Origin of the sequence: Pandoraea terrae (genome assembly GCF_902459695.1) — a bacterium.
GTDB lineage: Bacteria > Pseudomonadota > Gammaproteobacteria > Burkholderiales > Burkholderiaceae > Pandoraea > Pandoraea terrae.
Genome location: NZ_CABPRZ010000017.1, coordinates 1 through 20,076, shown reverse-complemented (window position 1 = coordinate 20,076; position 20,076 = coordinate 1). Strand labels below are relative to the sequence as shown.

Annotated in this window: 18 protein-coding genes; 7 read left to right on the top strand and 11 right to left on the bottom strand. The window is 62.9% G+C overall.

The features are described from left to right. The first annotated feature begins 28 nt into the window (after nt 1-28). The 3 genes from PTE30175_RS18495 (at nt 29) to PTE30175_RS18485 (ending at nt 3,416) form a co-directional block, all read left to right on the top strand. Nucleotides 29-613, top strand: coding sequence for a hypothetical protein (locus tag PTE30175_RS18495; RefSeq protein ID WP_191629135.1), 585 nt, complete (start codon nt 29-31; stop codon nt 611-613). 21 nt (nt 614-634) lie between these two features. Then, entirely contained in the window at nt 635-2,023 is a 1,389-nt protein-coding gene (locus PTE30175_RS18490) for an alkaline phosphatase family protein (protein ID WP_150698541.1), read from the top strand. 190 nt (nt 2,024-2,213) lie between these two features. Then, on the top strand, nt 2,214-3,416 hold the full coding sequence (locus PTE30175_RS18485) for an MFS transporter (protein WP_150698540.1): 1,203 nt from the start codon (nt 2,214-2,216) through the stop codon (nt 3,414-3,416). Between the two features lie 15 nt (nt 3,417-3,431). Here PTE30175_RS18485 and pdxR read toward each other — a convergent pair whose 3' ends face one another. Next, nucleotides 3,432-5,105 (bottom strand): MocR-like pyridoxine biosynthesis transcription factor PdxR, encoded by a 1,674-nt coding sequence (gene pdxR / locus PTE30175_RS18480; RefSeq protein WP_150698539.1) that lies wholly within the window; start codon nt 5,103-5,105, stop codon nt 3,432-3,434. A 112-nt stretch (nt 5,106-5,217) separates the two neighbouring features. On the opposite strand from pdxR, the gene PTE30175_RS18475 reads away from it, so the two are divergent. Further along, nucleotides 5,218-5,946 carry a GNAT family N-acetyltransferase gene (locus PTE30175_RS18475; RefSeq protein WP_150698538.1) on the top strand — a complete coding sequence of 243 codons (729 nt, stop codon included), beginning with the start codon at nt 5,218-5,220 and terminating at the stop codon, nt 5,944-5,946. 114 nt (nt 5,947-6,060) lie between these two features. On the opposite strand, the gene PTE30175_RS18470 is transcribed toward PTE30175_RS18475, so the two are convergent. The 8 genes from PTE30175_RS18470 to PTE30175_RS18440 all read right to left on the bottom strand — a co-directional run bounded on the left by PTE30175_RS18470 (nt 6,061) and on the right by PTE30175_RS18440 (nt 15,093). Beyond that, entirely contained in the window at nt 6,061-8,121 is a 2,061-nt protein-coding gene (locus PTE30175_RS18470; RefSeq protein ID WP_191629134.1) for a peptidase domain-containing ABC transporter, read from the bottom strand. A 56-nt stretch (nt 8,122-8,177) separates the two neighbouring features. After that, nucleotides 8,178-9,359: an HlyD family secretion protein gene (locus PTE30175_RS18465; protein WP_191629133.1), complete on the bottom strand. Its 1,182-nt coding sequence runs from the start codon at nt 9,357-9,359 to the stop codon at nt 8,178-8,180. 89 nt (nt 9,360-9,448) lie between these two features. After that, nucleotides 9,449-10,408, bottom strand: a complete 960-nt coding sequence (locus tag PTE30175_RS18460) for a pepsin/retropepsin-like aspartic protease family protein (RefSeq protein ID WP_150698535.1) — start codon at nt 10,406-10,408, stop codon at nt 9,449-9,451. A gap of 175 nt (nt 10,409-10,583) precedes the next feature. Next, nucleotides 10,584-10,949, bottom strand: a complete 366-nt coding sequence (locus PTE30175_RS18455; RefSeq protein ID WP_150698534.1) for a radical SAM protein — start codon at nt 10,947-10,949, stop codon at nt 10,584-10,586. A gap of 79 nt (nt 10,950-11,028) precedes the next feature. Continuing rightward, nucleotides 11,029-11,184 carry a hypothetical protein gene (locus PTE30175_RS28295; protein WP_191629132.1) on the bottom strand — a complete coding sequence of 52 codons (156 nt, stop codon included), beginning with the start codon at nt 11,182-11,184 and terminating at the stop codon, nt 11,029-11,031. Nucleotides 11,185-11,568: 384 nt separating this feature from the next. Continuing rightward, nucleotides 11,569-12,861 carry an NCS2 family permease gene (locus PTE30175_RS18450; protein WP_150698533.1) on the bottom strand — a complete coding sequence of 431 codons (1,293 nt, stop codon included), beginning with the start codon at nt 12,859-12,861 and terminating at the stop codon, nt 11,569-11,571. A gap of 120 nt (nt 12,862-12,981) precedes the next feature. Continuing rightward, nucleotides 12,982-14,025, bottom strand: a complete 1,044-nt coding sequence (locus PTE30175_RS18445; RefSeq protein WP_150698532.1) for a porin — start codon at nt 14,023-14,025, stop codon at nt 12,982-12,984. Nucleotides 14,026-14,298: 273 nt separating this feature from the next. Next, on the bottom strand, nt 14,299-15,093 hold the full coding sequence (locus tag PTE30175_RS18440; RefSeq protein WP_150698531.1) for a metal-dependent hydrolase: 795 nt from the start codon (nt 15,091-15,093) through the stop codon (nt 14,299-14,301). A gap of 90 nt (nt 15,094-15,183) precedes the next feature. Between PTE30175_RS18440 and PTE30175_RS18435 the strand changes: the two genes are divergently transcribed. Then, nucleotides 15,184-15,828, top strand: a complete 645-nt coding sequence (locus PTE30175_RS18435; RefSeq protein WP_224788850.1) for a TetR/AcrR family transcriptional regulator — start codon at nt 15,184-15,186, stop codon at nt 15,826-15,828. A 76-nt stretch (nt 15,829-15,904) separates the two neighbouring features. Then, on the top strand, nt 15,905-16,381 hold the full coding sequence (locus tag PTE30175_RS18430) for an OsmC family protein (protein WP_150698530.1): 477 nt from the start codon (nt 15,905-15,907) through the stop codon (nt 16,379-16,381). Nucleotides 16,382-16,390: 9 nt separating this feature from the next. Here the strand turns inward: PTE30175_RS18430 and PTE30175_RS18425 are convergent, their stop codons facing one another. Together PTE30175_RS18425 and PTE30175_RS18420 are read right to left on the bottom strand one after the other, a co-directional pair. Continuing rightward, the gene (locus PTE30175_RS18425; RefSeq protein WP_150698529.1) at nt 16,391-17,866 is read right to left on the bottom strand and encodes an FAD-dependent oxidoreductase; all 1,476 of its coding nucleotides are present in this window, start codon (nt 17,864-17,866) and stop codon (nt 16,391-16,393) included. Between the two features lie 13 nt (nt 17,867-17,879). Then, nucleotides 17,880-18,755 carry an SDR family NAD(P)-dependent oxidoreductase gene (locus tag PTE30175_RS18420; RefSeq protein WP_150698528.1) on the bottom strand — a complete coding sequence of 292 codons (876 nt, stop codon included), beginning with the start codon at nt 18,753-18,755 and terminating at the stop codon, nt 17,880-17,882. A gap of 254 nt (nt 18,756-19,009) precedes the next feature. On the opposite strand from PTE30175_RS18420, the gene PTE30175_RS18415 reads away from it, so the two are divergent. Continuing rightward, nucleotides 19,010-19,861, top strand: a complete 852-nt coding sequence (locus tag PTE30175_RS18415) for an SDR family oxidoreductase (protein ID WP_150698527.1) — start codon at nt 19,010-19,012, stop codon at nt 19,859-19,861. The last annotated feature ends 215 nt before the right edge of the window (nt 19,862-20,076 follow it).

The window sequence follows — 20,076 nt, the reverse complement described above, 5'->3', positions numbered from 1 at the left end:
TCGGCCGACGCTCGCAAGGAGTGCCAACATGCAACGACGCCTCGCCCATCGTGTTGTCATCGGCGCAACCACGTGCGCTGCTCCGTTTCGCAAGCGCTGGCGGCTCGGCGCCGCGCTAGGTGCACTTGGCGCCAGCGCACCGGCCGTGGCGCTGGCGGCGGATACCCTCCCCGGGGCGGCGAGTTCGGCGCTGGCGGCAGCGACGGCGGCTGCGCCCGTGGTGTTGCCGAGGCCGCTGATCGTCTCGATCTTCGTCGGCATGACGATCGTACTTTTCGCAAGCCTGTTGCTGATCGTGAAGACCCTGAGGCGCCAGGGGTGGAGCCTCGCGGACGCGTTGTCCGAGGAAGCGAGCCTGCCGCCAGGCACGCCGACGCCGGCGGCGGGGCAGGCGCCGCCGTTGGTCGCGAGCACGTCGCGCCTGATCGCGTTGGTCGGAACGGTCATCCTCGGCACATTCTTCTCCGGCATTGGTTATTACGTCGTCTGGCAGTTATGCAATGGACGCGACCTCGACGCCGCAAACGGCGCCTGGGCATTTTTTGTCTCGGGGGCGACGCTCTTCGCGCCATACGGCGTCAACAAGCTTGCCAAGATTTTCCAGGCTGGCTGACCCGCTCCACGGACATCCGACATGCCGCCAATCCAGCGTCTTTTCGTGCTGATGCTCGAAAACCGTTCGTACGACAATATTTTCGGTTGGTCCGATCTGCAAGGCTGGACGCCTGACGGCACCCCCACGCGTGCCGACGGGCTGCTCGGCAAGCCGCCGATCGTCAACGTCGACGGCAACGGCCACGCGTATTCCGTCGGTCAGGGCGCGCCGTTTCGCTTGAATTTCGACCCGGGGCATGAGTTCTCCGATGTGCTCGCGCAAATGTGCGGCGCCGGTGTGGTGCCAAGCCTTTCGTGCGTCAGGGACGACTTCACGCTGCCTGGCGGCTTCTACAAGCCGCTGGCGACCGCCCCGGACAAGCTGGGCTTTGCGTACGATCTCGGCGCGCACCAGTTCGATGTGGCCAGCGCGCTGCGCTGCTTCACCCCTGACCAATTGCCGGTGCTCAATTTCCTGGCGGGGCAGTTTGCGGTGTGCGACCGCTGGTTCGCGTCGATGCCGGGTCCGACGTGGCCCAATCGCTTCTTCGCGCTCGCCGGGACTTCGTGGGGGCTCGATCATTCGCCGAGCGGTGTCCAGACGGCCGAAGCCAACCTGTTCGACGGCGCCCGCTTCGGCAACGGCAGCGATTCGCTGTTCACGCGCATCACGCCGCAGGAGTGGCTGGTCGCCCACGGCGACGTGCCGCAGGCGTGGTCGATCAAGGGTATCGAGCGCAACTATGCGCGCTTCCTGACACACCAGGATCTCATCACCAAGTTGCAGGTCGGCCAGCTCGACGCCAATTTCATCTTCATCGAGCCGACTTACGATCCGTTCGGCAATTTCCGCAACGGGGAGTCGATGCACCCGTGCGGCGACGTGCGCGCGGGCGAGGCGCTCGTCGCTTCGGTCTATAACGCGCTGGTGGCGTCGCGCTATTGGGAAGAAAGCATGCTGCTGATCGTGTTCGACGAGCACGGCGGCTTCTTTGATCACGTGATCCCGGACGACACCGTGGTGCCCCCGGCCCAGCGCTTGACTCCAACCGCGCCCACGCCATTGACGCAGCGCGGGTTCCGTTTCGACAAGTATGGATTCCGCGTACCTGCAATCGTCGTCTCACCCTATGTGAAGGCCGGCACCGTCGACCATACGTTCTACGACCACGTCGCCATCGCCAAGACGCTTGCGCCGATCGTGCGGCGGCAGAACCCGCCGCTGCTGGCTACACCGCGCTTCGCCGCGGCCAACGATGTGTGGAAGACGCTGACGCTGAGCCAGCCGCGCCGGGCACAGGACATCCATCCGTGCCCGCTGGCGCTGCCCTATGCCGCGATGCCGTCTCCGGCCGGGGCATCCAGCCGGTCGGCCGCGCTGTTCGGCGGCATTGACTGGCCGGGGCGCTCGACGTACGGCGGGGACTAGTTCGGCGCATGTCGCCGCTTTGCGACGGTTTTGACACCGCCCGGCACGTTTTGGGAAATCGGCGTATCATCCGGGAAAACCCTAGTATGCACTCGCCCGGGTAACGCTTGCCCGCTGCTTGGGCGTGGTGCATTCCGGGGTTTCAAGATGTTCCGGTTTTCACGCCGCTTCCCCGAGTCTGCCCCCCAGCATGTCCAACGATACTTGCCTCAAGATGTCGCCTGCCGCGCCCGCGGCCGGTCACGCCGCGACGACCTTTCAGATCGTCTCGACGGTGTTTTTCACCTTCCTGTGTTATCTGACCATCGGCCTGCCGCTTGCGGTGCTGCCGTCGTTCGTGCACGTCGATCTCGCGTACAGTTCGGTCATTGCCGGTCTTGCGATCAGCGTACAGTACCTGGCGACGCTGCTGAGCCGCCCCTACGCGGGGCGTACGGCCGACGCCTGGGGGCCGAAGCGCACGGTGCTGTGCGGTCTGGTGTCGTGCGGTGCGTCCGGATTGCTGGTGGCGGCGGCGGGGACGGCCGCATCCCTGCCGTGGTTGTCGCTGACACTGCTCGTCGGGAGCCGGTTCGCGCTCGGTTTCGGCGAAAGCTGGGTGTCGACCGGCGCGATTATGTGGGGGATCGGGCAAGTTGGCCCGTCGCACACCGCGCGCGTGATCTCGTGGAATGGCATCGCCACGTATGGTGCGCTCGCACTCGGCGCCCCGCTGGGCGTTGCGCTCAATAGCGGCTTCGGCCTCGAAGCGCTTGGCGCGGCAATCGCCGCCGCCGGCGTCGCCGGCCTGTTGCTGGCGCGGACCAAGCGGCCGACGCCGGTCGTGCACGGCGAACGTCTCGCCTTCTCCGCCGTGCTTGGCCGCGTCATGCCGTTCGGCCTGGGCCTGGCACTCGGCTCGATCGGCTTCGGCTCGATCTCGACATTCATCACGCTCTATTACGCCAGCCACCAGTGGCAGAACGCCGCATTGGCGCTCACGGCGTTCGGCCTGTGTTTCATGGGCGTGCGTCTGGCGTTCGGCAGCAGCATTGGCCGCTTCGGTGGCTACCGTGTGGCGGTCGTGTCGTTTGCGGTCGAAGCGCTTGGCCTCACGCTCTTGTGGCTCGCCCCGTCGGCGCTGTCCGCGCTGCTTGCCGCAGCACTGGCCGGTGCGGGGTTCTCACTGGTCTTCCCGTCGCTCGGCGTGGCTGCCGTGAACCTGGTGCCGGCGCAGAATCGCGGCGCGGCGCTGGGCGCGTATTCCGTGTTTCTCGACGTGGCGCTCGGCGTGACCGGCCCGGTTGCCGGCTTGATCGTCAGCCATTTCGGCTACGCGGAGGTGTATTTGTGCGCAGCAGGGGCGGCGCTGGCTGCGGTCGTGCTGACATTGTGGATGGCACGCCGCGCGTAATCCTGGTCCTGCGTGTCACGCGGGGGCCGCGCGGCCGGCGTCGGCCACCAATTCTGCCAGCCGCCGCACCAGCGGCTCGATGCGCACAGCGTCCGTATCGCCGTAGCCGATGACGAGCCCGTTATCCTCGGGCCGAGGGGCAAGCGCGAAGCTCGACAACGCGCGCGGGTTCATCCCTTCGCGCTGCGCTGCCGCCACGATGTCGATGTCGCAGTACGATGGTGCAAGGCGTACGGTCAGATGCAGGCCGCAGCGCTCGCCGATGACTGCATAAGCCGGGTCGAGGTGACGCGCTAACGCTTCGCGCAACGCAATCTGGCGTTCCCGGTACAGCCGGCGCATGCGGCCGAGGTGTCTGGCGAACTGTCCGTTACGTATGAATTCCGCAAGCGCCAACTGCTCGAAACGATGGCCGCCGCGCAGCAATTCGCCCATCGCGCCCCCCGCGCGTTCGGCCAGCGCCGGCGGCAGCACGAGAAATCCGATGCGCAGTGCCGGGAACATTGTCTTGCTGAAGGTGCCGACGTAGAGCACGGGCGCGTCGGGTACGAGCCCCTGCATCGCCGCGATCGGCTCGCCTTGGTGACGGAATTCGCTGTCGTAATCATCTTCGATGAGCCAGGCGCCGCAGCGCCGCGCATGCGCGATCATGTCGAGCCGCCGCGCCGCGGACAACACCGCGCCGAGCGGATACTGATGCGATGGCGTGGTGTAGACGAGCCTGGGCGGCGCGGTGTCCCACAAGCCGGGCGGCACCGTCACGCCTTCGTCGTCAACGCGCAGCGGCACCAGCCGCAGGTCGCCGGCATGAAAGGCCGTTTTCGCACCCCGGTAGCCCGGATCTTCGAGCCACACGGTATCGCCCGGATCAACCAGCAGCCTCACGCACAACATCAACGCTTCCTGCGCGCCTTCGGTCACGACAACCTGTGCGCCGTCGCAACGCACGCCGCGCGAGATGCGCAGGTGCTCCGCAATGGCCTCGCGCAGCGCCGGTTCGCCGGCCGGATCGCCGTAGCCGTAGACGCGGGCCGGCGCCGAACGCATGACGCGGTCGAGCGTTCTGCGCCAGGCGCCGGCAGGAAATTGCGTCAACGCCGGTACGCCCGGGGTGAACGCCGGCGGCGTTTCGTCGGCGCGCGCTGCCCGATACGAGGCGGGCAGGCGGGCGACGCGCCGCGACACGCGGCCCGCCATATCGTTGGCGGCGCCGTCGCGCGGCGCGTCGTCAAGCGAGCGCGCCGGGCTTTCCCCGGCCTTGGCCGCCTCGATCGGCCCGCGCGCGCGATCGGCCGCGCGATCGCCATTAGGCTGATCGGGAGCACGGACGCCGTTCGCCTGCGCCCCATGGGCGGACCCCGCGCGATGCGGCTTGATCGACAAGGCGGCAACCCGGGTGCCTTGGCGATGCGCGACGACGAAACCTTCGGCCGCGAGCTGCTCGTAGACGATCGATACGGTATTGCGCGAGACCGACAGTTCGTCCGCCAGCGTGCGCGAAGACGGCAGCCGCGCGCCAGCCGGCAGCCGGCCATCGAGAATCGCCCGCTTCATGCGGCCGAGCAGCTGCTTTTGCAACGAATTGCCGCGCCCTGTCTGAGCGGCGAGCGGGCTGAAGAGCAGGGCGGAGACGTCATCCGGGCCGCCCGGAGACGGCGACGCGGCGGCACGGGAGCGCAAGACAGTCATGGCACCAAGGAAATATAAAGTGCTGGTGCTTTTTATCGTACCACTGATGCGTTACCTTGCCACTATCGCGAGATGTTCTCGCGCTGACCGATTTCTCTGGGGGATGTGTTTCATGACAGTGCAAGCCGGGGCTTTCAACGAATTTGATCAACCCGTGGGGCCGGAGGTACCGGCCTGGAAGCCGCGGGCGCAACCGCCGCGCACACCGCTCACAGGCCGATACTGCCGTCTGGAGCCGCTGGATGTCGAGCGTCACGCACGCGATCTCTATGAGGCCTATGCGTGTGCCGAGGACGGCCGCGACTGGACCTACATGTCGACGGGACCGTTTTCCGATTTCGAAGCCTACTGGGACACGGCATCGCGACAGGCGGTGTCGAGCGATCCGCTGCATCACGCGATCATCGATCTGGAAACGGGCCGCGCCATCGGCACGCTCGCGCTGATGCGCATCGATGCTGCCAACGGCGTGATTGAAGTCGGGCATGTTGCGTATTCGCCGTTGGTCAAGCGTACGCGCGCAGGCACCGAAGCGCAGTATCTGCTGATGCGCCGAGTGTTCGACGAGCTCGGCTATCGCCGCTACGAGTGGAAATGCGATGCCCTGAACGCGCCCTCGCGCCGCGCGGCATTACGCTATGGCTTCCAGTTCGAGGGCATTTTCCGTCAGGCGATCGTCTACAAGGGGCGCAGCCGCGATACCGCGTGGTTCTCGATCGTTGACGGCGAATGGCCGGCGATCAGCCGCGGCTTCGAGCAGTGGCTCACGTCGGAAAATTTCGACAGAAACGGGCGGCAACGTGCCGCACTCGCCGATTTGATTGCTGCAGCGCGTGCGTGACGGGGACTTCGCAATGACGGGGGCCGTCGCGGTTGACAGGTTGTGATGTCAGAAATATCGTCGAGCAGGCGCAGGATTATTGTGCGGCGCCGGCTTTCGTCGTTGGTGCGGCCATCAGCTGCTGACGATTTTCCCGTGTTCCAAACGCAGCACGCGATCCGCACTGGCGATCGTTTCCGGCCGATGCGCAATGATGATCCGGGTCATTTTCAGGGAGCGCACGGCTGCGTTGACTTGGCGCTCGCATGCAATGTCGAGATGACTGGTCGCTTCGTCGAGCAATAGGCAGGCAGGTTTCTTGTAAAGTGCCCTGGCCAGCAGTATTCGCTGCTTTTGGCCGCCGGACAAAACGCTCCCCATGTCGCCGACGAGCGTGTCATATCGCATTGGTAGCGCCTGAATTTCATCATGAATGCATGCCAACTCCGCGCATGCCACGACCCACGTCATGTCGGCGTCCGGGGCGAAGAAGCTGATGTTCTCGGACAGTGAGCCGGCCAGCAGCATGTCATCTTGCATGACCGTGCCGAACGCTCGGCGCAGCGCATGAGCGTCCATGTGCTTGCTCTGGGCGCCGGTTAGCACGATTTCTCCTGCCGTGGGCGTGAGGATGCCCAACAGCAGGTGCGCCAACGTCGATTTTCCGCAGCCGGATGGCCCCGTGATGGCGACAGACTCCCCAGGGTGAATCGTGAAACTGACACCTTCGAGAATTCGTGGTTCGAAGTCGCCGTAACGAAAGCCGAGATTCGACACATCTACCCGGACCTCGGTGATGATTTCGGTGGAACGGGGGGCGTCCTCGATGTCCTCGGCCTTGGCCAAAGCAATATCGGATAGCCGATCCGCCTGTACGGAAAGCATGCGGTAATCTGCGACTTTGTCGATAAGCGAGCTCACGCGGGTTTGAAACTGCATTTTGTACGCAATGAAAGCCATTAATGCGCCAATCGTCAACTGACCATCGATGACGAAAGCGGCTCCCAACCATACGATAAGAATGTTCTCGAGGCTGGAGAGGAGTCCATTCGAATGTTTGTACAGGAGGGTAAGCCTTTGCACGCAAATGTCTGCGTTGACCTGATCGGCAAGCAATGACAACCAGGCGGAACGGCGCTCGTCCTCGCGTGAGAATAATTTGATGGCTCGTATTCCCCGGAGTGTTTCCAGAAAATGGGTCTGCTGTTTCGACGCGTGGATCAAGTGCGTTTGCACCGCAGCACGCAGCGGGCTGAACCAAAGCACGCGGACCAACGTGTATAGTGCGGCGCTCAGGCATACGACAGCGGCAAGTGTCGGACTATAGAGAAACATCAGCAGGAGCGTCAGGAACGTCATGACGCCGTCGAGCGTGCCTTCGAGAAAGGATGTGGTAACGGTGCGCTGGATTTCGTCGACGGCGCCGAACTTCGAGATCAAGTCTCCCAAGTGGCGCTTAATGAAATAATCGACTGGTAGTCGGATGAGGTGGGAAAAGATGTTGGAGCACCAGCGTACATTCCACGATGCGCCCAGATACATCAGTAACCAGGATCGCATAACGGCTGTTACGTGCTGACACATCGCAAGTGTGAGAAAGCCGATGGCCAGGAGAAGCATCAGGTCCCGGTCGCCTGATGGGACCGCGTGATCGAGCGTCCATTGAATGAAAAACGGTGCGGCGAGAACAAAAATCTCCAACGAGAAAGACAGGGTAAGGAGTTGGGCGAAAGTCCCGCGTAGCCCCGTGAGCGATCCAATCAAACGAGACAGGCTTACGGCCTCTCGTTCGACGCCTTGCCGGAACTCGCCGGTCGGCCAGAGTTCGAGTGCCGCTCCGGTGAAGCTGCGCGAAACGATTTCCATTGAAACTTTGCGGAACCCGTGAGCCGGATCATGGATATGGGCCAAGCCTGCTTTGACCCGTTCAAGCACGACGAAGTGATTAAATTCCCAGTGGAGGATGCAGGGCGTCTTCAACTTGTCGAGAGACGTCAGGTCGAGTTTTACCGCACGGCTTGCCAGATGCATTCGACGGGCGACCTGGATCAAGTCGCCGAAACTCCCACCTTTCTGTGACATGGAGAAGCGCTTGCGCATCTCCGGTAGCCCCACGCGATGCCCAAAGTGACTGACGACCATGGCGATACAGGCCAACCCGCATTCGGCACTTTCCGTCTGAAGGATCGACGGCATGGCGCGATGTCGTCGAAAGGAGAGTCGTGCTTTTGTAGCGCCCCGAGCCTCCATATTCATAACTTGTCTCTTATCCGGTATAGCGGCGCAAAAGCCCATTCGTGGAGTCGCCGTGTCTCGCGTGCGATGTTGGCGTCAAGCAGCATGCCGGCTCGAAGGCGAAGCACCTCGCCGTGCACGCCGGAAACCCACTGGCGATCAAGCCGGACCTTCACCAGAAATAGCGGCCCATGTTCATTTGCAAGGCCGTGGTAGGGGGCGATGTCCGTGATCTCGTCGGGAGGTGCGGAGGTCTCCGAAATGGAAAGAATGCGTCCCTTTTGCAAACCGAATTTTTGGTACGGGAAGGCCCGGTAGCGCAGCGTCACCGGAATCTCGGGCTTCAGGAGTCCCACGGCTTCGCTTTGGACATAGAGATGCGCTTCCAGGGGTTGGTCGATCGGAATGATCGATACGAGATGCTTGTTTTCGATAACGCGCTGCCCCAAGTGAGTCACCACAGCCGTAGCGGTGCCGTCCACAGGTGCTATCACGGAAAATTCTCGGGCAACTTCGTTCTCTGCCAGCGCCTGCGAAAGCGTCACCAGTTGCCTCTCAAGTTGAGATCGTTCTGTCTGATATTTGTGTGGCAGCGACGCTAACGCGCTCTCAGCGTCAGCAAGTTCCCTACTGGCTATGAGCCGGTCGCGCTCAAGGGTGTGCAGACGACTTTGCCGCTCCAGGAACTGTGCTTTCGCCTGTTGCGCTTGCTCCTTCGAAGCGGCGTCCAGCACGTGGAGTTGTCGATATCGGTTCGCGCTCGCCCGCGCCAAGGTGACGAGTTGCCGATGATCGGCGATCAGTTCGTCAAGCTTGGCGATTTCTCTTGATTGAGACGTGACACGATTTTGCAGCTGACTTACCTGGATGCCATGACCTTTTTCCATAGATTGCAGGTCTTGCGCGAGCTGATCTCGTCGCGTCGAAATTTGCTGTGAGACGGTGGCCAATGTTGCATTGCCGTTACTATCTCGCCGTTCACCGGAGACAATGAGAAGCACGTCGCCGCCCTTGACGGCTTGTCCATCCGTAACAAGCATCTCCTTGACCGTTCCCGGGGAGGGGGAGGAGAGCTTGGCAATGCCGCTCCGGGGTACAAGATGGCCGACGACGGACGACCTTTGCGTATAGCTGCCCATCACAAAGATCCCCAGCAATACCCCAGACGCCGCCACGGAAAATGCCGTCGCGAATTTCAACGATGGTGGCCGAGCGGCAATGACGTCGCCCAGAGGTCGGGACCGATTCGCGTCGAGAGCTGCCTTTCGGAACATATGCTTATGGTCAGCTACTCGATACGGTCATCGAGTTTTACTGCGGTGGAGGGGGGCGTTGCTCGACGGTTCAGGAGAGTAAACTGATGTAGCGCGCCGTGGTAATAGACGATGCGATCTTTCAGAATGTCCATTCCTACTGCGCCGAGGGCGGTAACCCCTGCGGTGCTGATCGCGGACTTGGGAATAACCGGATGCGATCTAAAATCTTGCCCATTGATCTTGAGGTCGACAAGGCGCATTCGCACTCCTGCGGGGATTTCGGTTCCTATCACGTCCATCAATCTAGGACTCTTGGGCCCCTTGGGCCTGGTCGCGACCAATGTTGAAAGGATGGTAGATTCTGATGCGGCGGAGTCGACGATGATGGGAATCTTCCCTCCCTCGATTTCAAGGGGAATAGCCATGACACCGTACGGGTTCGGAATGGTCGTTCCGCGAAACACATGAAAGCGCATATCAGGGCGGATTTCAAATGCTGGACTGATGAAGAAGCAGTTCTGTTCGAAGTCAATGATGGTCGCGTGACTGCCTGCAACAGCCTGAGGGCTCAGGATTCCCGAGTATCCGTCTCCAGAAAGCGTTGAGTTGGGGAGTACGTAGAACTGCTGGTGCGAGAGGTTTCCGTGGCTATCAGATAGTGCAGCTCCCACTTTTCGCGCGTCCGTCGACGAGGCGATGAAGTCGACTCGCTGTCGATGTTCTCCAGGGGACTCATCCAGGACGGACGTGTCCCACAAGAGATTGATGTTTGAACCCGTATCCAACATCATTGATACGGTCTTGCCATTGATTTGAACTCGGACAAATGGGCCTGTCTTTCGATCCTGATTCGCGTACAGGATTTCGCTGTCGAACCGAACAGAGCTGTTCGGCCAGTCGTTAGCGCAGCTTCGGTCGCTCGCGTATCCTTGGGACGGGAGCTTGAGAAAGGCCACTGAAATTGCGATGGTGAGGGCTTTGAGGAGTCTCATTGGGCTTGGAATTGGTCAGTGGAAATGAGATTCTTCGAGATTTGGCTGATCGGCGTACCTCGTTTTGCAAGGTACTCTGTGCATCTAAGGTAGCCCTGCTTCAAGGCATCACAGTAGACCGATGGTTGATCGGAAACCCCGCCTTTTATGCGATGTAGCGGGGTGTCGACACTTGTCACATGTTGGCAAATGTTCTTCCAAACACAGGACATGCAGGGGGCTGCATCGTCGCATTAGTTTGCACGGTGAAACGGACTTCTCTAGCGTCATGCAAGCCGTTCTCAATGATGGATACAAGCTCGGAGAATCGCCCCGGTCCAAGTAGCAGCGGTTCTCCTCCGTGAAGATCTATTTGGAAAACGGTTTCGGCGATTTGGTAGTTAGATGTTCGTAGGAAACGCACAAGGTTCTCTACGGTCGAGACTGAAATCAGTGCGGGGTTTTCTTCAAAATCTTTGTTTTCTTTGTTGAAGAAGTAACAGTACCTGCAATTGAGGTTGCATCGCTCCGTGACCTTCAGGATGATTTCAACGTGACGCATCCTAAGTCTCCTTTCGCAACGGGTTACCCCGGGGCCGATTGACCCCGTGGCGGCACGTCAGCCTTTTATAAGATTGCGATTAGATGGATTTCGTCCATGTCGCATTGGCGAACCAGTTGCCGCCAGCACCGGTAATTTTCTCAAGCTCCAACTGCGATATCTCCTCGACCGCGTTCTGTTCGGCGGCGGATTCTTGCACTTGAGTCAGGTGCTGGATGAGGTCTTGAGTAGTCATGGTCAAACGCCTTGCCCGCATTGAAAGGTCGGCTCCACAGCGGCGGGACGCAAAGGAGTCGAGGGGGGCATTGAACCTGCTGGGGGAGATGACGCGGGCGAAGCTTGCTTTGCACACGAAGCTGACGTTCGGCGCACTGATTGTCTGCGGAGATTATCGCGCAAAGCCGGGAGAAGCGGACATCCGAAAATTCCGAAAAAATCTCTGCCCCGAATGGGTAACGATCAACGCCGCATGCAGCCGAGCGGCGAATCGGTATTTTCCCAGACAAAATCGGCCGCGCCGCCCGATCCTTGCGGAAAGGGCGGCGCGGCTGCGGGAACTGCAATGCGGGCGACGGCGCGAAACGCGGCTGCCGCGATCGCGCAACAGCGTCGCAGTTGCTTACCCTGGGAAGAACGCGTACTTGGCGATGAACAGCGCGGCAATGACCCACGCTGCCGGGTGCACGTCCTTGGCGCGGCCCGTGAACAACTTCAGCACGGCGTACGAAATGAAACCGAATGCCAGACCCGTGGCGATCGAGTACGTGAACGGCATCGCCAGCGCGGTCAACGCCGCAGGCGTGGCTTCGGTGATGTCGTCCCATTCCACGTCGAGCAGTTCGCGCAGCATCAGGCCGGCCACATACAGCAGCGCAGGCGCGGCGGCATAGGCGGGGACCGAACCGGCCAGCGGCGCAATGAACAACGCAGCCAGGAACAGCGCGGCGATCGTCAGTGCGGTCAGGCCCGTGCGGCCGCCGGCCTGCACGCCCGAGGCGCTCTCGACGTAGGCGGTCGTGCTGCTCGTGCCCAGCAGCGAACCGAAGAAGATCGCGATGCTGTCCGCAAACAGCGCACGGCCCAGCCCTTTGTAGTGCGTGCCTTCAAGCAAACCGGCGCGCTTGGCCACGCCCATCAGCGTGCCCGTCGCGTCGAACACTTCCACCAGCACGAAGGCCAGGATCACGTGGACAAAGCCGGTTTGCAGGGCGCCGGGAATATCGAGCCGCAGGAATGTCGGCGCGAGGCTCGGCGGCATCGCGAACACGCCCTGGAACTTGTTCAGGCCCAGCACCATCGAGAGGACCGTCACCACGAGAATGCCGATCAGGATGGCACCTCGCACGCGCAACGCGTCGAGCACGGCGATCAGGAAAAAGCCGAAGATCGCAAGCAGCGCGGTCGGCGAATGCAGGTCGCCCAGACCGACCTTGGTGGCCGGATTCGCCACGACAATCCCGGCGTTGCCGAGTGCGATGATCGCCAGGAACAGGCCGATGCCCGCCGCGATCGCGCAGCGCAGCGATTTGGGAACCCCGGCAATGAGCCATGAGCGAATGCCCGTCACCGTCAGGATGATGAACAGGCAGCCGGAAATGAACACCGCACCGAGGGCCTGTTGCCACGTGTAGCCCATCGCACCCACGACGGTGAAGGCGAAGAAGGCGTTCAGGCCCATGCCAGGCGCCATGCCGATCGGATAGTTCGCGACAAACGCCATCACGACCGATCCGATCGCCGCCGCCAGGCACGTCGCCACGAACACGGCGCTCTTGTCCATGCCGGTCGTGCCGAGAATGTTCGGGTTGACGAAAATGATGTACGACATGGTCAGGAAGGTCGTTAAACCGGCGATCAGCTCTGTCCTGACGCTGGTGCCATGCTCCTGAAGCTTGAAGTAATTGGTCAGCAATTTGCGCTCCTTCGATTTTTGTTATGTCGCCGCCCGGCGCGTAACACGCGGGGCGGCGATTGTCCTGCATCATGCGGGGGGCGGGCTCGCGAGTTGCGTGCCGCGCGTGACGAGAGTGTCTCAGAACTTGGCGCGAATGCCCACCCCGAACGTATCGCCGCGCGTCAGGCTGCTGACCTTGTCCGAGAGATACGCGGTGTAGACGTCGGTGCGCTTCGATAAGTTGTAGTCATAGCCGACGGCCCACGTGTTGCGGCTGACATCCGACGCCCCCGAACTCTTCGTGTACGCGTAGGAGGCCATGACGCTGCCGCCGCCGAGCGGCACGGAGGCGCCCAGTTGTCCGCCATTTTCGGTCACGTTGCCGCCCGTCACGGTGTTTTTGATGTACTGATACTGGCCGTACAGCTTCACGACCTGGAAGTCGTACGTCAGGCCCAACTGCACGGCCTGTTGGTTGCGAAAGCCCGGGATGCCGGCCTGATCGTTCGGCGCGGCGTCGAACTTGACCTGCTGATAGGCGACCGTCGCGGCGAGCGGTCCGTTGAAATACATCGCGGCCGCGCTCCACTTGTTCTGTCCGTTCGCGCCGGCCTTGTTGCCGAACCCGTACGAGGCGCTGCCCGACAGGCCCTTGAAATCGGGGGTCGTGTACATCACGCCGTTGTTCCAGCCCGAATCGCCCACGATGCCCTGACCGGACTGGCCCAGGAACGTGTGATAGACCATCGGCGAGAACGTGTACGAGTCGATGAACGGATTGAACAGGATCGTCGACACGAAGTACGAGGTCGTCAGGCGCCCCATCGTGACGCGGCCCAGCGTGGCCGAATCCAGGCCGACGTAGGCGTTGCGCGAGAAGTAGCTGTCGCCGGTGAAACGGCCGAAGTTGCCGTTCTGCGGCAGGAAGAAGTCTTCCAGTGCGAACACCGCCTTCAGGCCGCCGCCGAGATCTTCATGACCCTTCAAACCCCAGAACGACGTGGACATGCCGCCGCCGGCCTGCGTCCAGGCGCGATCGCCGCCCGGGTTCTTCACGGCACCGGCCCAGGCGTCCACCTGTCCGTACAGCGTGACGTTCGACTGCGCCAACGCAGTGCCTGCCGCACCGCACATCGCGAGGGCGAGCGCGCCCCGCAGCCAGCCTGATGCTGCCTTTTTCATTCGTGTCTCCAGCTCATTATGTTTGTCGTGTGCGTCCCGTGAGGTCACGGTCGTGCCCGCCATGCGGCGCGGGCCGTTCCCGCATTTCCTGTCGTCTCGTGCGTCTCGTGCGTCTCGTGCAGCGCGTGAATCTCATCGGTCTCGTGGACCGGCGAGCGAGCGGATGCTGTGCATCATGGGGCGTGATTATTATGATCAGGAGACCTCGCGATGATCATCACCGCGATTTGATACTCGGTATACGGAGCGGGAAGGGTGCAACCGGTGGTGAAGTCAGCGAATCGCGCGCCACGCGTCGGCGTGCTCGGCAAGCCAGCGTGCCGCAAGATTGCGATCTCCGTGCTGCTCCGGGTGAAACCGCGGCGCCAGGTAGCGCAGCATCGGCAGGGCGCAGCGCCATGCGACGCCGTCCCGGCCGAAATAGAACGTCAGCGCGGAGAACCACGTGCCCGGCTTGAACAGCGAGCCGTCGCGATGCAGATTGAGGGCCGTTTGCGCCAGGCTTTCCGCGCTGAACATCAGCAAAACATAGACATACAGCAACACACGCCGCCGCTCGCTGCCCCCGAGCGCGCGGTAGAGATCGAACGCCACGGCCTTGTGCTCCGTCTCCTCGGCGGCGTGCCAGCGCCACAGCAGGCGCATTTTCGGTTCGGCCCACCGCTCCCAGCGGTTGACGAGCCCCTGGCGCGCGAGTTGCGCATTGTATTGCTCATGTAGATGCCGGTGCGTCGCTTCCTGCCCGATGAACTGGGCGATATCCGCGCGCAGCCGGTCATGGCGGGGATCGTCGGGCAGCAGCGGCAGGGCGTCGCGGACCGAATCGATAAACGATTGCTCGCCGACGGGAAAGCTCATCGACAAGGCGTTGTAGTACATCGTCCGGAATGCGTCGCCGCTGTGCCAATAACGGCCGAAGCCTGCCGCGAGATCAACGGTGAGCTTGCGCACGGTCAGGTCCGACAACGCGTCGGCCTCAAGCGCCGTATCAGAAGAGGCATGCGAGGCATCGGCGACATGGGGGGCCTGGGCGCCGGCGCAAAGCTCGGCAGGGCGATGAGCGGACATGATTTCGGTCTTGATTCGTGGCGGCAATGTGAGCATTATTCAGTTTCAGCGCCGTCCGTCGCAACTCGCATACCGCTCAGGTTTTCATCCATGACCGCATCCAGACCATCCACGCCTGCAAACACCGCGTCCGCCATGCGCAAGCGGCCGATGCAGGCGCGCGCGCAGCATACCGTCCAGACCATTTTCGAGGCGACGGCTCAGATTATCGAGGAGGATGGCGAGGACTCGCTGACGACGAACCGCATCGCGAAGAAGGCGGGCTTCTCGATCGGCACGCTGTATCAATACTTCCCGACGAAAGAGGCGATTTTGCTGGCGATGATCGCGCGCGAGCGACGGCGCGTCATGGACGAACTCAACGAGCGCCTTGCGCGTGGGGCGGCGGAGGGGGTCGATCCCGAACGGATCGTGCGTGAGCGGTTGCGGGTGTTGATCGAAGCGTTCGGGGCGGGCGGGCGATTCAAGCGCTCGATGATTCGCCTTGCATGGCAGCTCGATCATCACGAAAACATCATGCAGGCCATGCGCGAAGCGGCCGAACATATCGCCGTGGCGACGTCGCGGCTCGATTCGCCCGCGCTGCGTGCGCCGACGGCGGCGACGATCTTCGTGCTCACGCGCGCCGTGATGGGGACCTTGCGCAGCGCCGCGCTGGAAGACTCGCCCTTGCTCGGCACGCCGGAATTCGAGGATGAACTCGTGCGCCTCGTGTGGGGCGTGTTACGCGCTTGACCGCCGGATCGGCGGCGCTACCATGTGCGTACGCAACGATTGCGGCTTTCGTTTGCCATTTTCACAAAGGAATCGTATGAGCAGCGTGCATACCGCCACCGTCGAGTGGCAGCGCAAGGACAGCAAATTTACCGACAACCGATACAGCCGCGCGCATCTGTGGACATTTGATGGCGGGGCGCAGGTGCCGGCCTCCAGTTCGCCGCACTCGGTACGGGTTCCGTTTTCCGATCCTGCGGCGGTCGATCCCGAAGAGGCTTTCGTTGCCGCCGTGTCGAGCTGCCATATGTTGTGGTTCCTCGGCCTTGCCGCGAAGGCGGGCTTTGTCGTCGACAGCTATCGCGACGCAGCCGAGGGACTGCTGGCGACCAACGCCGCCGGCAAGGAAGCGATGACGCGCGTGGTGCTGCGCCCCCGGATCGTCTTCGCCGGTGAGCGCTTGCCCGCCGATGCCGAGGTTGCGGATCTCCATCACCACGCGCATGAGCATTGCTATATCGCCAACTCGGTCAACAGCGAGATCGCCATCGAGGGCGAGTGGCGGGCAGGCTGACGTCGGCGTTCAAGCGCCGGGGGTGGCCGCGTGCTTGCCGGCTTGCCGTCCGAAGAATGTGGCGTCGGCCAGCGACATCCCCGAGCTGTAGCCGCCGCCCCAACGCGGCAGGCCGCACGCCGTGCGTCCGGCTGCGTAGAGTCCCGGCACCGGCTCGCGCTGGTCAGTCAGCACCTGTCCATTGGGCAACGTATCGAGGCCGCCCAGCGTGAAGTGCGGATAGAACGCGTAGTCGATGCGGCAGTCGAGCGCGACGAACGGCCCGGTCGTCAACGGCTTCAGCCACGCCGCCGCCTTGTGGAACAACGGGTCTTGCCCCTGCGCTGCGTGGTGGTTGTATGTCTCGACGGTATGCGTGAGCGTGCCGGCCGTCATCCCCAAATCCTGCTCGACTTCCTCCCATGTATCGCCCGCTGCGGCGATGCCGACGCGCAATAGTTCGATCGGCGGCTCATACGTTTCACTGTCGACGAGCAAGTAAATGCGATCGCCCAATTGCTGCAGGATATGGTGGCCGATGCGTCCGTGATAGGCATCTTCGTTAATGAACCGTTGGCCGCGTTCGTTCACGATAATCCCTTTGACGAGCGACTCCGGCGCGTAGAACGGCAAGCTCGAGAACGCTTCGTTCATGTGAATGGCCGCACCGCCGACACTCATGCCGAGCCGGATGCCGGTGCCGTCGTCGCCGGGCGTGCCGATGGGGTCGTCGGAGCGCATCAGGTGAGGCGCATGCTTGCGTACCATGTCACGGTTCATCACGAACCCGCCGGCGCACAGGATCACGCCATTGCGTGCCCGAGCGAAACGCGTCACGCCGTCGCTGCGCACGACGAGGCCGTGCACGCGGTTGGCGTCGTCCGCTACCAGCGCCAGCACACGGCTGTCGTAGCGAACATCGACCTTGAGTTCCTCGACGCGCGCGGCGAGGATGTCCATCAGCAGACGGCCGCCGCCCCAGCCGGTCCACTGCGGCGTGTGCCCGCGCGGGCAAGGTTTCGCCTGCTCGGAAAACGGCCACGCTTGCTCGCTGCCGGACCAGATGAGGCAATCGTCCGTTGCCGGTTCGACGAGTTTGCCCGGCACGAATGTGTTCTTGTACGGCACGCCTTGTGCGACGAGCCATTCGTAGTGCGAGAGGCTTTCCTCGGCATACAGCCGTGCTTTCGCTTCGTCGGCATCCGGGCCGCCGGCCATCATCAGATAACGGAACAGATCGCCGGTTTCGTCGGTGAAGCCGGCCGCACGTTGTGCCGGGGTGCCGCCATTGCCGCCCAGATAGATTTCACCGCCCGAGAGCGCGCTTGTGCCGCCGTTGCCGGAAGCGGCTTCGAACAGGACGACCGATGCGCCCGCGCGGGACGCTTCGATCGCGGCGCACGCACCTGCAGCGCCAAAGCCGACGATGAGGACGTCTGCTTCAATGTCCCACTGTTTCACTTGCGATACACGGAAAGGCAACGATGGGGAGAATTCGATAGACATGCAAAGGCTCCAGTTAAGCCACGATGGCCGGATGCGGCGCGGGCGGCGCGCCGAGCATTTCGCGGTACGAGGGCGGTTGTGCGCCGTCGCGATCGCGCAGGCCGTACGCTTGTGCCGTTTCGGCCACAATCATGACTTCGCCCGAACGGTCGAGCAGCGCGGGGTCGTTATACAAGTGCGTGATCAGGTGGCCCGTGAACTCCGGCGTTTCCGCGTGGGCGAGCACCGCTTCGTAGGCATCGGGGCGATCGGCCGCCGCACGGCGCGTGCGCTCCGTGTCGAGCGGGCCCATCCACAGCGAGACGGCGGCGACGCCGTCCGGGCGCAGGTCAATGGCCATGTCGCGCGCGAATTTGTCCACGCCTGCTTTCTGCGCGCCGTAGGCGGGGCCATGCATATAGCAATTGGCGCCGAACGACGACGTGAACGCGATCAGGCCGCGTCCTTGGGCAGCCATCAGTGGCGCGGCGTGCCAGCTCGCGACATAGCCCGAGCGCAGGCCCACGTCGAGGATGTCGGCCATGTCGAGCGGCTTGCGCCAGAACGGTCCGGGGGCGATCAGTTCGTCATGCAGGAAGGTGGCGTTATTGACGAGGATGTCGAGACGGCCGGCCTCGCGGGCGACGCGTTCGAAGAGGGCGGCCACCTGGGCGTCGTCGCGATGATCGCAGGGGGCGGCGATGCCGCGTCCGCCGGCGGCATCGATCTCGGCGGCGGTCGCATGCAGCGTGCCGGGCAGGGCGCTTTGGCCGGCGCGTTCGGTGCGGCCGGTGACGAACACGGTGGCGCCGGCTGCGCCGAGCGCGAGGGCGATGCCGCGTCCGGCGCCGCGTGAGGCGCCCGTGACGACGGCGACCTTGCCGGCAAGCGATGTTGGGGAGCGCGACATGCGAAACCTCCTTCGGTGATGGGCATGAGATGGTCGGAACTGCGCGTCATTGTCGCGAGGCGTGCGAGGTGAGGCATCGTCCGGCGGCATTAGGGGTTAACGAGGATCGTTTCGCAAGGTGATGCGCAGAGTGATCCAAACAGACGTTGCTGTCCCTGCGTTGGCGGGTGAAGATTTGCCGTGCGGCGCGTCGCGTTGCAGTGGATTTTCAGCGGACGCGCAGGCGTTACGATCCCGTCAGGAGAAGACCCCCAATGAGCACTTTCGAGAACAAGTTACCGCCGCATCCGGCTGCCCCGGCGTTCGATTTTCAGGGCCGGACGGTACTTGTCACCGGTGGTTTGCGCGGCATTGGCCGGGCGATTGTCGAGGCGTTTCTCGGCGCGGGCGCTGATGTATTCTTTTGCGGCCGGAGGCCGCCGTCCGACGATCCGCAAGTCATCGATGGCGATCCCGAAGCTTCGCTGCCGGCGGTCGGCGGCCGTGCCGCGCATTTCGTCCAGGCGGACATTCGCGAGCCTGCGCAGATCGAGACGCTCATCGCGCGGGTGCGTGAGGCCGCCGGTCGTCTTGACGTGCTCGTGCATAACGCGGGCGGATCGCCTTATGGACTGATGGACGATCTCACGCCGCGTCGGATTGAATCGATTCTGCGGCTGAACCTGATCGCGCCGTTGCAGCTTGCGCGAGACGCGAATGTGGTTATGCAAGCGCAGCCGGAAGGCGGCGTGCAGCTGTTCATCGGCAGCGTCAGCGCGCTGCGTCCTTCGCCAGGCACCACGCCGTATGGCGCAGCAAAGGCGGGGATTCTCAATGCTGTGCGATCGCTCGCCGTGGAATGGGCGCCGAAGGTCCGCGTGATGGCGGTGAGTCCCGGTCTGGTGATGACGGCGTCGGCGCGAGAAGGGCATTTCGGTGATCCAGCTGCGGTCGAGCGCATTGCCGGGACGATTCCGCTCGCCCGGATGGCCGAGCCTGAGGACATTGCTTCCGCGTGTCTGTTTCTTGCGTCGCCAGGGGCGGCGTATGTGTCCGGGCAGAATCTCACGATCGACGGCGGCGGGGAGCGTCCTGCATTTCTCAATGCGCTTGAGGCGGGGGCGTAAGGCCGCGGATATCGCTACAGTATTGACGGACGGCCCGTCTTGCCTATTTGATGCTCGCGTCGGCCTCAACTGCTTCTCTTGCCTGTTGATGCTCGCGCCGGCCTCAACTGCCCTTCTTGCCTATTGATGCTCGCGCCAGCCGCAGCATTGACCCGCTTTCCGCTCCCGACAGAACACACGTACGCGGAAAGCGGGTCAACGCTCCGGCGAACCGC